The 14,162-nt window shown below is 71.1% G+C and carries 14 protein-coding genes; 9 read left to right on the top strand and 5 right to left on the bottom strand.

Annotation, left to right across the window (positions count from 1 at the left end):
* The first annotated feature begins 43 nt into the window (after positions 1 to 43).
* A complete protein-coding gene (locus ACWFR3_RS25475) occupies positions 44 to 199 on the top strand; it encodes an SCO1431 family membrane protein (protein WP_453736941.1) in 156 nt (51 codons plus the stop codon).
* On the opposite strand, the gene ACWFR3_RS25470 is transcribed toward ACWFR3_RS25475, so the two are convergent.
* From ACWFR3_RS25470 to ACWFR3_RS25460, 3 genes are read right to left on the bottom strand one after another with little or no spacing between them, the layout of a single operon-like run.
* Positions 177 to 1,100 (bottom strand): hypothetical protein, encoded by a 924-nt coding sequence (locus ACWFR3_RS25470; protein WP_453736940.1) that lies wholly within the window; start codon positions 1,098 to 1,100, stop codon positions 177 to 179. The two genes, ACWFR3_RS25475 and ACWFR3_RS25470, sit on opposite strands and share 23 nt — an antisense overlap.
* The gene (locus tag ACWFR3_RS25465) at positions 1,097 to 2,077 is read right to left on the bottom strand and encodes a DUF6114 domain-containing protein (protein WP_453736939.1); all 981 of its coding nucleotides are present in this window, start codon (positions 2,075 to 2,077) and stop codon (positions 1,097 to 1,099) included. Before ACWFR3_RS25465 ends, ACWFR3_RS25470 begins: the two co-directional genes overlap by 4 nt.
* On the bottom strand, positions 2,068 to 2,703 hold the full coding sequence (locus ACWFR3_RS25460; protein WP_453736938.1) for a DUF6230 family protein: 636 nt from the start codon (positions 2,701 to 2,703) through the stop codon (positions 2,068 to 2,070). Before ACWFR3_RS25460 ends, ACWFR3_RS25465 begins: the two co-directional genes overlap by 10 nt.
* A 134-nt stretch (positions 2,704 to 2,837) precedes the next feature.
* Between ACWFR3_RS25460 and ACWFR3_RS25455 the strand changes: the two genes are divergently transcribed.
* Entirely contained in the window at positions 2,838 to 3,500 is a 663-nt protein-coding gene (locus ACWFR3_RS25455; RefSeq protein ID WP_453736937.1) for a TetR/AcrR family transcriptional regulator, read from the top strand.
* A gap of 85 nt (positions 3,501 to 3,585) precedes the next feature.
* Here the strand turns inward: ACWFR3_RS25455 and ACWFR3_RS25450 are convergent, their stop codons facing one another.
* On the bottom strand, positions 3,586 to 4,842 hold the full coding sequence (locus ACWFR3_RS25450; protein WP_453736936.1) for a glycoside hydrolase family 18 protein: 1,257 nt from the start codon (positions 4,840 to 4,842) through the stop codon (positions 3,586 to 3,588).
* A gap of 375 nt (positions 4,843 to 5,217) precedes the next feature.
* On the opposite strand from ACWFR3_RS25450, the gene ACWFR3_RS25445 reads away from it, so the two are divergent.
* The 3 genes from ACWFR3_RS25445 to ACWFR3_RS25435 all read left to right on the top strand — a co-directional run bounded on the left by ACWFR3_RS25445 (position 5,218) and on the right by ACWFR3_RS25435 (position 9,260).
* Positions 5,218 to 6,393: an acyl-CoA dehydrogenase family protein gene (locus tag ACWFR3_RS25445; RefSeq protein WP_453736935.1), complete on the top strand. Its 1,176-nt coding sequence runs from the start codon at positions 5,218 to 5,220 to the stop codon at positions 6,391 to 6,393.
* Between the two features lie 586 nt (positions 6,394 to 6,979).
* Entirely contained in the window at positions 6,980 to 8,107 is a 1,128-nt protein-coding gene (locus tag ACWFR3_RS25440) for a hypothetical protein (protein ID WP_453736934.1), read from the top strand.
* 61 nt (positions 8,108 to 8,168) lie between these two features.
* Positions 8,169 to 9,260 (top strand): phosphotransferase family protein, encoded by a 1,092-nt coding sequence (locus ACWFR3_RS25435; RefSeq protein ID WP_453736933.1) that lies wholly within the window; start codon positions 8,169 to 8,171, stop codon positions 9,258 to 9,260.
* A gap of 3 nt (positions 9,261 to 9,263) precedes the next feature.
* Here ACWFR3_RS25435 and ACWFR3_RS25430 read toward each other — a convergent pair whose 3' ends face one another.
* Entirely contained in the window at positions 9,264 to 9,707 is a 444-nt protein-coding gene (locus ACWFR3_RS25430) for a hypothetical protein (protein WP_453736932.1), read from the bottom strand.
* 199 nt (positions 9,708 to 9,906) lie between these two features.
* Between ACWFR3_RS25430 and ACWFR3_RS25425 the strand changes: the two genes are divergently transcribed.
* From ACWFR3_RS25425 to fxsA, 4 genes are all read left to right on the top strand, one after another.
* On the top strand, positions 9,907 to 10,347 hold the full coding sequence (locus ACWFR3_RS25425) for an Lrp/AsnC family transcriptional regulator (protein ID WP_361192179.1): 441 nt from the start codon (positions 9,907 to 9,909) through the stop codon (positions 10,345 to 10,347).
* Positions 10,348 to 10,415: 68 nt separating this feature from the next.
* Positions 10,416 to 12,059, top strand: coding sequence for an amidohydrolase (locus ACWFR3_RS25420; RefSeq protein ID WP_453736931.1), 1,644 nt, complete (start codon positions 10,416 to 10,418; stop codon positions 12,057 to 12,059).
* 490 nt (positions 12,060 to 12,549) lie between these two features.
* Positions 12,550 to 13,410 (top strand): polyprenol monophosphomannose synthase, encoded by an 861-nt coding sequence (locus ACWFR3_RS25415; protein WP_453736930.1) that lies wholly within the window; start codon positions 12,550 to 12,552, stop codon positions 13,408 to 13,410.
* Between the two features lie 81 nt (positions 13,411 to 13,491).
* The gene (gene fxsA / locus ACWFR3_RS25410; protein ID WP_453736929.1) at positions 13,492 to 14,073 is read left to right on the top strand and encodes an FxsA family membrane protein; all 582 of its coding nucleotides are present in this window, start codon (positions 13,492 to 13,494) and stop codon (positions 14,071 to 14,073) included.
* Positions 14,074 to 14,162: the final 89 nt, after the last annotated feature.

Below are 14,162 nucleotides of genomic sequence, written 5' to 3'. Positions count from 1 at the left end.
ACGTCACACCGCGAGGCGTGACGCATACGTATCGAGTGATGCCATGACCGCTGCCACAGCCACTGCCACCGCACAGCCCCGTGCGACGACCCGCACCGGCGGCCCCGACGAGGACGGCCCCAAGGTCCTCGAGCACGTCCTCGGCTGGACGCTCGTCGTCGTCCTCGCGATGCTCGTCACGCAGATCGGTCTGATGTGACCCGGGTCTCGCGGCCCTCTTCACCGTCCCGGAGCAGGTCCAGGTCGGCCCGCCAGTGCTGGCGGGGCACGCCCACGAGCCCGTAGAGCCATCGCACGGGCGAGCGCCGCGACAGCAGCGTGAGCCCCGCGAGGACCGCGAACAGGAGCAGGCCGAGCCATCCGCCCATGAGGCGCACGAGGACGCTCGCGACGAGCGCGCCGACGAACGGCAGGCCGTAGACCCCGGCCGCCGCGATGGCGATCGCCAGGAACCGGTGGACCTTGCGGTCCTCGTCCGCGCCGGGCAGCGACCAGCCCTCCATCAGCCAGCCGATCTCGGTGAGCAGCATCGTGCCGATCACGGCCGCACCGAAGATCAGCAGGGCGAGGAACGTCCCGGACGTCAGGAAATCCAGTACGTGGTTGACCACGCTGTCCTGCCGCCAGCCCGCGAAGTCCCGTGTCTCGGCGGAGAAGAACCGCTCGTACCCCCTGCCGTCCCAGCCGTGGACCAGCGTCCCGAAGAGCAGGAAGTACCCGCCCACGCACTGGAGGTAGGCCCAATAGCCCGCCCCCACCAGGACGAGCCCCTGCGCCACCAGGAACCCGAGGATCGCCGCGACCGGAATGCCGCCCGCGTAGAAGAGCACGAACCCCGCCCACACCCCGTCGTGCCCGTCCGCGACGTGCATCGTCGCCCACGCCGGGTTCTGCCAGAGCAGGAAAAGACCCGTCGGGACCAACAGGACCGCCGCGAACAGCGCCGTGAGCGCCAGATACGGATTGGCGGCGCGGCTGCGCGTCCGCGGTCCCTCGCCCGCGTTGATCCGCTCCCACACCTGCAACTGCCGCCCGGCCGAGAGCGCGAACGTCGCGCCGATCGCGTACGCCCAGAAGAGGGCGGCCTGGATCTGGATCATGACGATGCCTTCAGGGTGAGTCCGCCAGCGACGATCAAGTCCGAGGTCACCAGGGCCTGTTCGGCCTGTACGTCGGTCATGAAGATGAACGGCGGCACGACGGGCGGCACCGGCAGCTTGTCGGGCGTGAAGGTCACACAGAGCAGCCCCTCCAGGCAGCCCTTGAACTTCGTCAGGTAGAGCGTGACGGAGCCGCTCAGGTCCAAGGTGTCGGCACCCAGGGAGAGTTCCCTGCTCCCGTCGCGCGTCTTCAGCCGGTAGTCGGTGAGCGACGCGGCCTTCATGCGCAGCACCATGACCTTCAACGGCCCGTCGGCCGTGGGGATCTCGCGCACGCCGGCCAGCGTGAAGCCCTGCGGCGAAAAGAGCGTGGTGGTGACCGTCGGCGGAGTCCGCGCCGCCACGATCGCCTCGCCGGGTGCGGCCTTCGCCGGAGTACCGCCCCACAGCGTCGCCCCGACGATGACCACGGGAAGCAGCACACCGAGCGTCCGCGTCCCCTGCCCGTCGCGCACCCGCGGTCGCTCGCGCTCTTCCTCCGCATCCTCCGGCACCGGCGTCCAGCCGAACCCCATCGCGCTGCCGACGATGCCGAGCACCATGCCCACCAGGAACCCGCCGAGGTTGGTGGCCGCGAACGAGAGCACCGAAAGGATCAGGGCGTTGACGCTCACATAGTGGTGGGCGTGCGGCAGGAGCCACAGGAAGATCCCGGCGGCGATCAGGGCGAGCCCGATCCCGATGGCCGCGAGCCCGCCCAGCCCCAGGCTGACCAGGACCGTCAGCGGCGACAGCGGCACCAGGAGCAGCTCGGCGCCGCCCAGGACGAGCAGCAGGCCGCCCCAGAAGGGCCGGGTGCGCCGCCATCTGCGCAGCACCCGGCGTGCTTCCGGAAGCGGCAGCCGCGCATCCAGCCGGCCGCCGCCGTCCCTGCCCCACGCTCTGACTCCGGCCCTGCGGCCGCCGGTCAGAAGCACTTCTTGCCCCCGACGCTCACATCGAGCTTCATGCCCTTGAGCCGGAAGTTGCCGCCGGTCGCCGACCAGGCGTGGGACTTCACCCCGGAGACGGTGATGTCCCCGGCCTGCAGCCCGAACTTCCCCTTCTCGCCCTTGACGCCCGGCACCTCGTCCAGGGTCGAGGCGTCCCTGCCGATCTCGGCCGTGCCGAAGCGGGCGTCGCCCTCCAGGTCCTCGCCGTCGATGATGAGATTGCTCGCGGTCACCTCGCCCGCCGGGCCGCCCGCGGTCAGCTTGAACACCACGGTGCCCACCGGGGTCTTCACCTCGGCGGCCTGGCAGATGTCGGAGAGGGTCGCGTCACCGATACCGAGGAGCGCCACAGGGTGCCCCTTGCCGTCGATGTCCCGGTCGGTCTGTACGTAGGAGGACAGGCCCTGGCTGGTGAGCTTGCCGGACGACACCTGGAAGCTGGTGCCCGAGACGGCGAAGGAGGCGGCGAGCGCGCCCTCGGCCATCACGGAGGCCATCGCGCCGACGGCAAGGACGGCCGGCAGGGCCACGACGGCCGTCTTCTTCCAGGAGGTTCTGCCTTCGCGCAAAGGGCTGCTGCCTTCCCGCGAAGGGGTGCGCGCTGCGCTCATGAGTCTTCCTCCCGTACGTCGGTCCGCGTGCGTAGGGGGAGTGCGTGAGAGAGCGCCTTCGGACACCGAACCGGCAGGTGGCGTGCTTCTGCCATACTGCGGATTCCCGAGGCAGTTGGAGACTAGGGCCGAAATTGAATAATAGTCAACAGCGCGGCACCGACCGTCCCGCGGACGCTCGCCCGCAGGCGCGCGGCACCGACCGCTCCGTGGCGCGCCGCGCCGAACTCATCACCATCGGGCGGAAGTTGTTCGCCGACACCTCCTACGACGCACTCTCGATGGACGACATCGCGAAACAGGCGTCCGTCGCCAAGGGGCTGATCTACTACTACTTCAAGTCCAAGCGCGGCTATTACCTGGCGATCATCGAGGACTCGGTCGCCGAACTGGTCGAGCGTGCCGGGCGCCACGACGACCTGCCGCCCGTGGAGCGGGTGCACAGCACCATCGACGGCTATCTGCGCTACGCGGAGCACCACCAGGCGGCGTACCGCACCATCATCAGCGGCGGCGTGGGCTTCGACGCCGAGGTGCACGCCATACGCGACGGGGTGCGCGAGGCCCTGATCGGGGCGATCGCCGACGGCGCCTACGGCCGCCGCGACATCCCGGAGCTGGCGCGCACGGCGCTGCTCGGCTGGCTGTGCAGCGTCGAGGGGGTCACGCTCGACTGGATCGGGGTGCGGGAGCTGTCGCGCGAGACGGTCTGCGACCTCCTCGTGCGGACCCTGGGCAACACCCTGCGCGTCATCGAGGAGTTCGAGCCGTCCTTCCCCGCCCCGCCGCGGCCATGAGAGAGCCGCGGTCATGAGAATGCCGCAGCCATGAGAAAGGGGCGGGAGCCGGCCGGCTCCCGCCCCGATCACCGCGCCGGGGGGATCAGTTGACGGCCTTGATCAGCTCGCCGTCCGCCGTGTCGCCGCTGAGCTCCCAGAGGAAGGTGCCGCCCAGGCCGGCCTGGTTCTTGTAGTCCATCTTGCCCGCGATGGTCGCCGGGGTGTCATAGCTCCACCAGTCGGTCCCGCAGTGCGCGTACGCGGTCCCGCCGACGGTGCCGTTGGCCGGGCACTTGGTCTTGAGTTCCTTGTAGTCGTCGATGCCCGCCTCGTACTTGCCCGCGGCGGCCCCGGTCGCGGTGCCGCCGGGCTCCTTCTGCGTGACGCCGGTCCAGCCGCGGCCGTAGAAGCCGATGCCGAGCAGCAGCTTGTCGGACGGGATGCCGAGACCCTGCAGCTTCTTGATCGTGGAGTCGGTGTTCCAGGTCGCCTTGGGCGCGCCCTCGTACGCCTTCAGCGGCGAGTGCGGGGCGGTCGGGCCCTTCGCGTCCCAGGCGCCGAAGTAGTCGTACGTCATCGGGTTGTACCAGTCGACGTACTGGGCCGCGCCCGCGTAGTCGGCGGCGTCGATCTTGCCGCCCTCCTCCGCGTCGGCCGGGATGGCGGCGGTGACGAGGTTGTCGCCGCCGAACTTCGAACGCACCGCGGACATCAGGTCCTTGTACGCGGCGCGCCCGCTGGTGTCGCAGGTCAGACCGCAGGCGTTGGGGTACTCCCAGTCGATGTCGATGCCGTCGAAGACATCGGCCCACTTGGAGTTCTCGACCAGGTCGTAGCAGGACTGGGCGAAGGCGGCCGGGTTCTTGGCGGCCTCGGTGAAGCCGCCGGACCAGGTCCAGCCGCCGAAGGACCACAGGACCTTGAGGTCCGGGTGCTTCTTCTTCAGCTTGCGCAGCTGGTTGAAGTTGCCGCGCAGGTCCTGGTCCCAGGTGTCGGCCACGCCGTCGACGGACTGATCGGCGGTGTACGCCTTGTCGGTCGCCGCGAAGGCGTCGCCCATCGCGCACTTGCCGCCCTGGACGTTGCCGAAGGCGTAGTTGATGTGCGTGAGCTTGTCGGCCGAGCCGGACGTGTCGATGTTCTTGACGTGGTAATTCCGGTCGTAGACACCCCATTCGGTGAAGTACCCGACGACCTTGGAGCCGGCCGCGGCCTTGGAGCTCGCGGACTGTGCGGAGCCGGTGTCGGGGCCTGCCGCGGCGGTGCCCGCGCCGGCGAGCAGACCTCCGCCGAGGGCAGCACAACACGCGGCGGCGACGAGCGCCTTGAAGGGGGCGCGGGGGAGGTGCGGTCTGAGCATCGTTTCTCCTCGTGGGGGGAGAGGGCGCATGGGGGGACATGGTGCTTTTGACCTGCGGATGTCGCAGTGACATCGGTGAATCTTGAATTGGCATGAACGCGGTAAGGCGCTCGGCTGGACTCTAGGAGGACTAGACCAGTGGGGTCAATGGTTCGGACCAATTCGGCGCCCCTCTTGCGGCCGTCGGTTATCTTTTGAGTAAGCGGTCGTTAACTAGTGACTGGCCGTCGCCGATCGGGCATACTCAACGCGCCAGAGCCGCTGGTCACAGCACCTTCCGCGACCCGGGAGGGCACCATCGGCCGGGCGTGAGACACGGTGGCGCCGCACTACCCCGCGGTCCGCCGCAGTGCCGAAAGGGAGGATGCGATCGCCATGCCTGAGCGAACCTTGCAGCAGTCGGTGGACCGTCAGTTGCCCACGGACGAGGCGCGGGATCTGTTCTCGCTCGTACGTGATCTCGTCCAGCGGGAGATAGCTCCCCGGGCGGCCGACGAAGAGGAAGCCGGGCACTTCCCGCGCGAGGTCTTCACCCTCCTCTCCGATTCCGGACTGCTCGGGCTTCCGTACGCCTCCGAATTCGGCGGCGGCGACCAGCCGTACGAGGTCTATCTCCAGGTCCTGGAAGAGCTCGCCGCGGCCCGGCTCACCGTCGGCCTCGGCGTCAGCGTCCACTCCCTGTCCTGCCACGCGCTCGCGGGCTACGGAACCAAGGAACAGCAGGCCGAGCACCTCCCCGCGATGCTCGGCGGCGGACTGCTCGGGGCGTACTGCCTCTCCGAGCCCGCCTCCGGCTCGGACGCCGCGTCCCTGCGGACGAAGGCCGTGCGCGAGGACGACAGCTGGGTGATCACCGGGACGAAGGCGTGGATCACGCACGGCGGAGTCGCCGACTTCTACACCGTGCTCGCCCGCACCGGCGGCGAAGGCGCGCGCGGCATCTCCGCGTTCCTGGTGCCGGGCGACGCCGAGGGCCTGAGCGCGGCGGTGCCCGAGAAGAAGATGGGCATGAAGGGCTCACCCACCGCCCAGATCAACTTCGACGGAGTACGGGTCTCCGACGCCCGTCGTCTCGGCGAGGAGGGCCAGGGCTTCGCGATCGCGCTCTCCGCGCTCGACTCGGGTCGCCTCGGGATCGCGGCCTGTGCCATCGGCGTGGCCCAGGCGGCGCTGGACGAGGCGCTGCGATACGCCACCGAGCGGCGGCAGTTCGGGCGGCCGATCGCGGACTTCCAGGGCCTGCGGTTCATGCTCGCGGACATGGCGACGCAGATCGAGGCGGGCCGGGCGCTCTATCTCTCCGCGGCGCGGCTGCGCGACGCGGGCAGGCCGTTCTCCAAGCAGGCGGCCATGGCCAAGCTGCTGTGCACGGACGCCGCGATGAAGGTCACCACGGACGCCGTCCAGGTCCTCGGCGGCTATGGCTACACCGCGGATTTCCCCGTGGAGCGCTTCATGCGCGAGGCCAAGGTGCTCCAGATCGTCGAGGGCACCAATCAGATCCAGCGGATGGTCATCGCCCGTCACCTCGCGGGTCCCGACTCGCGCTGAACTGGCCGAGCCTGACCGGGGGCGCCGCGAGCCGCACCCACTCCGGGTCGTGGCGCCCCGGCAGGGTCCTGCCCCGCTCGGCCCAGTTGTGGATGAGGGCGCGGTAGATCGGCGGGTCGAGCAGGTGCGGCGGCTGGGGGTGGGGCGGCTGTGGCTGCTGCGATTGCTGAGGATGCGGAGAGTACTGAGGGTTCTGCGGGTGCTGAGGAACCGATTCTGCGGCGGGCGGGGGAGCCGTCAGGAGGGTGCGCCTGCGTCGGCCGGTCGGCGGGTGCGCCATGGGCATCGGCGTGGGGGTGGTCATGCAGGGCCAACGCGTGCCGCGGGGGACAGGTCACCGCCCGCCGCATTCGACCGTGCGTTCGCGGCATGCCCGTGCGGCGGCCGCAGGCGTGCCCCGCGGTGCCTTCCGTCCCGGCGAACCGCGCCGGGCCCGCGCCTTTGCGAACGCGGGCCCGCGCGCCGGTGAACACGGGCCGACGCGTCTCTGGCTCCGTCGCCTGAGCTGACGTACCGTCAACTCCGCGCCGGAGGTCCGGCATCGGAGCCGGGCCCGCCAACTGCCGTGCGCCCAGGGAGGTTTGCCGTGGCAGACGACCGTCCCGTCCCGCTCGACGAGTACCCGATCCATCAGGTGCCGCTGTCCATGAAGCAGGTCGCGACGGGCGACCGCAACGCCTACGACCGCTGCATCTTCCACCTCTTCGACCACGAGGGGCGATCGCTCCTCATCCTCGGGCTCGGCGTCTACCCGAACGTCGGTGTGATCGACGCGTACGCCACCCTGCGCAGAGGGGATACGCTCCACGCCGTACGCGCGTCGGACGCACTCGGCGACGACCGGATGAACCTCTCCGTCGGTCCGCTGACCATCACCGTCGAGGAGCCGCTGCGGCGCCTGCGCCTGCGGTGCGCCGCCGATCCCGAAGACCCCGACTCCCTCTCGTACGACATCACGTGGACCGCCTCCTTCCCCGCGCTCTGGGAGCCGCACCACATCCAGCGGCGCGGCGACCGGCTCTCCCTCGAAGGGCGCCGCTTCGTCCAGGCGGGCGGCTGCACCGGAGTGATCCGCGTCGGCGGCGAGGACATCCCCGTGACGGCGGGGGAGTGGACCGCGACCCGCGACCGCAGCTGGGGCGTGCGGCCGATCCCCGGCGAAGAACGCGGGCGCCTGGAGGAGGAGTTCGGCACGGAGGGCTTCCACTGGATCTGGAGCCCGGTGCGCTTCGACGACCGCTTCCTGATGGTCATCGCCCAGGAGGACGCGGACGGCTACCGCACCCTCAACGAAGCGACGCTCGTACGGCACGGGGTGCGCGACCGGCAACTGGGCTGGCCACAGGCCGACATCAGCTACCGCTCCGGCACCCGTCACCCGGAGCGCGCCGTCATCCACCTCACAGACCCCGACGGACGCAAGCCCGTGGAGCTCGGCGTCGAGGTCCTCGCCTCCCTGCCGCTCGCCGTGGGCGCCGGATACCCGCCCGCGGACGACTGGCAGCACGGCACCTGGCAGGGGCGCGGCTGGACCGACCGCCGCCAGTACGACCTGTCGGACCCGGCGGCGCACCCGATGGCCGCGTACGGCGTCATCGACCACGCCGCCCGGTTCACCCTCAACGGGCAGACGGGGTACGGAATTTTCGAGCACGGCAGCTTCGGCCGCCACGACCCGAGCGGCTTCACCGGCTTCGACTCGGTCGCGCCCTGAGATCCGGCAGTCGAATCAAGCCGTCGAGCAGTCGAATCCAACCGTCGAAAGGAGCCCGGCGATGGCGACAGCACCGCGTCCCCGCACCACCACCCGCGACCCGGAGGAGCTGGCCCGCAGACTCACGGCCTGGCTCGGCACACGGCTGCCCGGCGCCAAGGCCACCGGTGTGCGGGTCCCCGAGTCCAACGGCATGTCCAGCGAGACCCTGCTCTTCGACATCGAGCACCCGCAACCACCGTTGCGGGCCTGCGCGTTGCGCGTGGCGGCGGATCCGGCCGCGTACACGATCTTCCCGGTCTACGACCTGCCGCGCCAGCACCGCACGATGCGGCTCGTCGCCGAGCACACGGACCTGCCCGTGCCGCGCGTGCTGTGGCTGGAGGAGGACCCGGGGCCGCTCGGAGCGCCCTTCTTCGTCATGGAGCGCGTCGAGGGGCGCGTGCCGCCGGACGTCATGCCCTATACGTACGAGGGCAATTGGCTCCACTCGGCGGGCGACGCCGAACGCGCGCGCCTGGAGGAGGCGTCGATCCGTCTGATCGCCCGTCTCCACGACCAAGCGCCCGTCAAAGAGGCCGGGTTCCTCGCCCTGCCCGGCGACGGCAGTCCGCTGCGCCGCCACGTCGCCGCCCAACGCGCCTACTACGCCTGGGTGGTCGACGGACTGCCCCGTTCGCCCCTCATCGAGAGCGCCTTCGAGCGCCTTGAGGAGTGGTGGCCCGGCGACGAGGGCGAGACCGTCCTCAACTGGGGCGACGCGCGCATCGGGAACGTCATCTACGACGGCTTCGAACCCGCGGCCGTACTGGACTGGGAGATGGCGGCGCTCGCACCCCGCGAGGTCGACCTCGGCTGGACGGTCTACCTGCACCGCTTCTTCCAGGACCTGACGGTGAGCTTCGGGCAGGACGGCCTGCCCGGCTTCCTGCGCCGGGAGCGCGTCGAGGAGAGCTATGCCCGGCTCACCGGCCACACGCCGCGGGACATGGACTTCTACACGCTGTACGCGGCCCTGCGGCACGCCGTCGTCATGCTGCGCGTCGCCTACCGCCAGGTGCACTTCGGCGAGGCCGCGGTCCCCGAGGACCCGGACACGCTGATCCTGCACCACGCCAGCCTGGCGGCCATGGTGCAGGGCAGCTACTGGTAACCGTCAGGCCGCGGAGCGCCGCTCCTGCCCGGGCACGCGGAGCGGGCGCGAGCCCTGGCCGCCGACGTGCGAGAAGGGCTGTGTCCGCCAGTCGAGTCCCTGAGGGAGCGTCAAAAGCAGGCCCATGTCCTGCTCCTGAGCCTCCATCGAATCGTCCGCGGGCTCCGCGTCGGCCGCGGCCCGTCCGGTGCCCGCACACACCGTGAGCCCGAACGGGTCCCACCGCGTGGCGCACAGCGCGTGCTCGGGCAGGACGTCCTCGTCGGCGAGGAGCGCGATCGGCTGCGCGCAGTCGGGGCACGTCACCCGGTACATCTCGAAGGTGTCGTACGCGTCGAACTCGGTCTCTGCCGGTTCGACGCCCTCCGATACGGAGGTGGACGCGGATTCATCGGAGCGCTGCTGCTTACTGCGGGCAGAGCGACCGGGGCGCTTCAAGTTCTGCATGGGATTCTCCCCCTTGGGTGGGCCGAGAAGGCGCTGCGGCCTCGACCACAGCAAGCACTTCCCGTCCCGTCGTAGAGGTAATCGTGGCATCCCTTTGGACACGGTCACAGGTATGTGGTGTTCGTCACATGCCCCGAGAAGATGCCGCCGCCGTCCCTACAGGTATCCGGAGGGATCAAGAGCCCTGTAGGTTCAGCGCATGGAGGAGCTGGACCGACAGATTGTGCAGCTGCTCGTCAAGGACGGGCGGATGAGCTACACCGACCTGGGCAAGGCCACGGGCCTGTCCACATCGGCCGTGCACCAGCGGGTGCGCCGCCTGGAGCAGCGCGGCGTCATCCGCGGCTATGCCGCGGTCGTGGACCCGGAGGCCGTCGGCCTGCCGCTCACGGCATTCATCTCGGTGAAGCCGTTCGACCCCAGCGCACCCGACGACATCGCCGAACGCCTGGCGGGCGTCCCCGAGATCGAGGCGTGCCACAGCGTGGCGGGCGACGAGAACTACATCCTCAAGGTGCGCGTCTCGACACCCCTGGAGCTCGAACACCTGCTGAGCCGCCTGCGCGCACTGGCGGGCGTCTCGACGCGGACGACGGTCGTGCTCTCCACTCCGTACGAGGCGAGGCCCCCGCAGGTCTGAGCCGCCCCCGCGGTCGTTGTGGGCGACCCCTGCGCGGGGCCCGCGCCGGCAGGGGCCAGACTGGTCCCATGAGCGAGAGCACCACCCCCCAGAACGGCCCCCGGGGCCACCGCACCGTGCTGCTGCGCGGCGGAGACGTCCACAGCCCCGCAGATCCGTTCGCCACGGCGATGGTCGTCGAACGCGGGCACGTCGCCTGGGTGGGATCCGAGGGCGCGGCCGACGCGTTCGCCGACGGTGTGGACGAGGTCATCGACCTCGACGGAGCACTCGTCACCCCGGCGTTCACCGATGCGCATGTGCACACCACGGCGACCGGACTCGCCCTGACGGGACTCGATCTGACGGGTGCGCGCTCCCTCGGCGACGCGCTCGCCCTCGTACGCGAGCACACCGCCGCCCGGCCGCACGACCGGGTGCTCATCGGCCACGGCTGGGACGCCGCCCGCTGGAGCGACGGCCGGCCGCCCACGCGCGGGGAACTCGACGAGGCGACCGGCGGCCGTCCCCTCTACCTCTCCCGCATCGACGTCCACTCCGCCGTCGTCACCACCGCGCTGCTCGACCTCGTCCCCGGTATCACCGGGCGCACCGGCTTCCACGCGGACGCGCCGCTGACCGCCGACGCCCACCACGCGGTGCGCGCCGCAGCCCTCGGCGCCCTCACCCCGCAGCAGCGCACAGAGGCCCAGCGCGCGGCGCTGCAGCATGCCGCGGCCCTCGGTATCGGCTCGGTGCACGAGTGCGCGGGGCCCGACATCTCCGGCGAGGACGACCTGACCGGCCTCCTTCGCCTCGCGGCGGAAGAGGCCGGGCCGCGCGTCGTCGGCTACTGGGCGCAGCACGGCGAGGAAGGCATCGCCCGTGCAAAGGAGCTGGGTGCCGTCGGCGCCGCGGGCGACCTCTTCGTCGACGGGGCGCTCGGCTCGCACACCGCCTGCCTGCACGAGCCGTACGCCGACTCCGGCCACACCGGCACCGCCTACCTGGACGCCGCCGCCGTCGCCGCGCACGTCGTCGCCTGCACCGAGGCCGGGGTCCAGGCGGGCTTCCACGCCATCGGGGACGCCGCGATGTCCGCCGTCGTCGAGGGCTTCCGCGCCGCCTCGGAGAAGGTCGGCCGGGCCCGCGTCCGCGCCGCGAGGCACCGCGTCGAGCACGCCGAGATGCTCACCCCGGAGGCGATCGCCGCCTTCGCCGAACTCGGCCTCACCGCCTCCGTGCAGCCCGCCTTCGACGCCCTGTGGGGCGGCGAGGACGGCATGTACGTGCAGCGCCTGGGCGCCGAGCGGGCCCGCACCCTCAACCCGTACGCGGCCCTCCTGCGCACCGGCGTGCCGCTCGCCCTGGGCTCCGACAGCCCCGTCACCCCGATGGACCCCTGGGGCACCGTCCGTGCCGCGGCGTTCCACCAGACCCTTGAGCACCGGGTGTCGGTGCGGGCCGCGTTCGCCGCGCACACCCGCGGCGGCTGGCGGGCCATCGGCCGGGACGACGCGGGGATCCTGGTGCCGGGAGCACCCGCCGACTACGCCGTCTGGCGGACCGCGGACCTCGTGGTCCAGGCCCCGGACGACCGGGTCGCGCGCTGGTCGACCGATCCGCGCTCCGGCACGCCCGGACTGCCCGACCTGTCACCGGGCGCCGAACTCCCCGTCTGTCTGCGCACGGTGGTCTCCGGAGAGCCGGTCTTCGTACGGCCGGACGAGTGATGTCCCGGCGGTGCGTACCGCCGATCGCGGTCCGTTGGCGCGTCGCACGACCTGCGTATCCTCGGCACTGACCTGGCTGTCTTTGGGATCCTCCCAGGTCAAACGGCTATTGACAGAACGCCGCCGTGGGCCGGTAGGTTCGGCCGGGTCCACCAAAGGACGTCCGACCGGAGAATTTCCCCGCAAGCCGTCGAACGCCGCTGGGCCATGGGTGGTGTGCCGCACCGGCGCACCACCACTGGGAGCCAGGTCCAGCGCCCGCGCCGCGGATGCGAGGGAACGTTCCACCGGGCCGGCAGGTGTGACCCGGGTGGGGCCCGGACGCTCAGTAGACAACGGCTCTCGGTCGACCCGCAGCCAGCGGGCCCCAGGTCGGCCCGAAGGGCGCCGGGCCCCGACCCGCAGTACTCCCCTCAACCGCCCGTGCCGTCGTGGCCGTCCGCGACGCGACCACTATGGTGGTCCTCTGCGTACGAACGAAGGGGCAGTAGTGAACGACGGCGGTGGGGTCTCCGGAACCGGTGACCAGGGGAGGCAGTTCGGCCCGCTCGGCACGGCCTTGGTGATCATTCCGACCTACAACGAGGCGGAGAACATCAAGTCCATCGTCGGCCGTGTCCGCACGGCCGTGCCCGAGGTGCACATCCTCGTCGCCGACGACAACAGCCCCGACGGCACCGGCAAGATCGCCGATGAGCTCGCGGCGGACGACGGACACGTCCACGTACTGCACCGCAAGGGCAAGGAAGGCCTCGGCGCCGCCTATCTCGCGGGCTTCCAGTGGGGCCTGGACAACGACTACGGCGTGGTCGTGGAGATGGACGCCGACGGCTCCCACCAGCCCGAGGAGCTGCCCAGGCTGCTCACCGCGCTCAAGGGCGCCGATCTCGTGCTCGGCTCGCGCTGGGTGCCGGGCGGGCGGATCGTGAACTGGCCCAAGTACCGCGAGCTCATCTCGCGCGGCGGTAGTACGTACTCCCGGCTGATGCTCGACGTGCCGATCCGCGACGTCACGGGCGGCTACCGCGCCTTCCGCCGCGAGACCCTCGAAGGCATCGGCCTCAGCGAGGTCGCCTCGCAGGGCTACTGCTTCCAGGTCGACCTGGCACGCCGGGCGATCAAGTCGGGTTATCACGTCGTCGAGGTGCCGATCACCTTCGTCGAGCGGGAGCTCGGCGACAGCAAGATGAGCCAGGACATCGTCGCCGAGGCGCTGTGGCGCGTCACGGCGTGGGGTGTGGGGGAGCGCGTCGGCCGCGTGGGCCGCGTGCTGGGCCGCAAGGACGACAGGGACGGCGGCAAGGACCCGGCGGGATCGCAGGAACCCCCGAGGGCTCCCGAGACCTCCTGATCCCCCTGGTCGCCGCTCCGGCGGTCACTTGTTGATCATCCCTTTATGCCGGTCTGAGCCGGGTCCAGGCACACTGGAGCCATGACGACTGGCGCATCGCCCACCCGACCCGCCCGGCCCCGGCGCTCTCGCGTCCTGAGGTTCCTGCCGCTCGGCATCGCCCTGTGGCTGGTCCTGGAGATCTGGCTGCTCACCGTGGTGGCGGGCGCCGCGGGCGGGCTCACGGTGTTCCTGCTGCTCGTGGCCGGTGTGGTGCTCGGCGGCATGGTCATCAAGCACGCCGGGCGGCGGGCCTTCCGCGAGCTGAGCGAGGCCGTGCAACAGCAGCAGAGCGGCCTGGCGCCGCACCCCTCCGAGCGGGGCGGCGGCAACGCCCTGACGATGCTGGGCGGCCTGCTGATCATCCTGCCGGGGCTGATCTCCGACGCCCTGGGGCTGCTCCTCCTGGTGCCGCCCGTCCAGAAGGCCGTCAGTCGCACGGCCGAGAAGACTTTCGAGCGCAAGGTCCGCGAGGCCGCCACACAGGGCGGCCTCGGCGAGGCCTTCCAGCAGGCGCGGATGCACCGCCCTGACGGCAAGGTCGTGCAGGGCGAGGTCATCAGGGACGACGAGCGGCCGGCCCGCGGGGCGCACCCGGACGACCCGCAGCTGCCGCCCCGCTGAGCGGGCTTCAAGGGCCGCCCGCGAGGGCGGCCCTTCGAACAGAGCGGAACAGGCGGAACAGCACGAAGGCCGGGGCCACTGCTCAGCAG

Source organism: Streptomyces sp. NPDC055189 (assembly GCF_053606765.1).
The sequence above is the reverse complement of the archived record's forward strand: the minus strand, read 5'-3'. Positions and strand labels throughout refer to the sequence as shown.

Bases quoted from the DNA above. Each gene is read 5' to 3' on its own strand.
- ACWFR3_RS25475 (WP_453736941.1), top strand. From the start codon at position 44: ATGACCGCTGCCACAGCCACTGCCACCGCACAGCCCCGTGCGACGACC.
- ACWFR3_RS25470 (WP_453736940.1), bottom strand. From the start codon at position 1,100: ATGATCCAGATCCAGGCCGCCCTCTTCTGGGCGTACGCGATCGGCGCG.
- ACWFR3_RS25460 (WP_453736938.1), bottom strand. From the start codon at position 2,703: ATGAGCGCAGCGCGCACCCCTTCGCGGGAAGGCAGCAGCCCTTTGCGC.
- ACWFR3_RS25450 (WP_453736936.1), bottom strand. From the start codon at position 4,842: ATGCTCAGACCGCACCTCCCCCGCGCCCCCTTCAAGGCGCTCGTCGCC.
- ACWFR3_RS25445 (WP_453736935.1), top strand. From the start codon at position 5,218: ATGCCTGAGCGAACCTTGCAGCAGTCGGTGGACCGTCAGTTGCCCACG.
- ACWFR3_RS25435 (WP_453736933.1), top strand. From the start codon at position 8,169: ATGGCGACAGCACCGCGTCCCCGCACCACCACCCGCGACCCGGAGGAG.
- ACWFR3_RS25430 (WP_453736932.1), bottom strand. From the start codon at position 9,707: ATGCAGAACTTGAAGCGCCCCGGTCGCTCTGCCCGCAGTAAGCAGCAG.
- ACWFR3_RS25425 (WP_361192179.1), top strand. From the start codon at position 9,907: ATGGAGGAGCTGGACCGACAGATTGTGCAGCTGCTCGTCAAGGACGGG.
- ACWFR3_RS25420 (WP_453736931.1), top strand. From the start codon at position 10,416: ATGAGCGAGAGCACCACCCCCCAGAACGGCCCCCGGGGCCACCGCACC.
- fxsA (WP_453736929.1), top strand. From the start codon at position 13,492: ATGACGACTGGCGCATCGCCCACCCGACCCGCCCGGCCCCGGCGCTCT.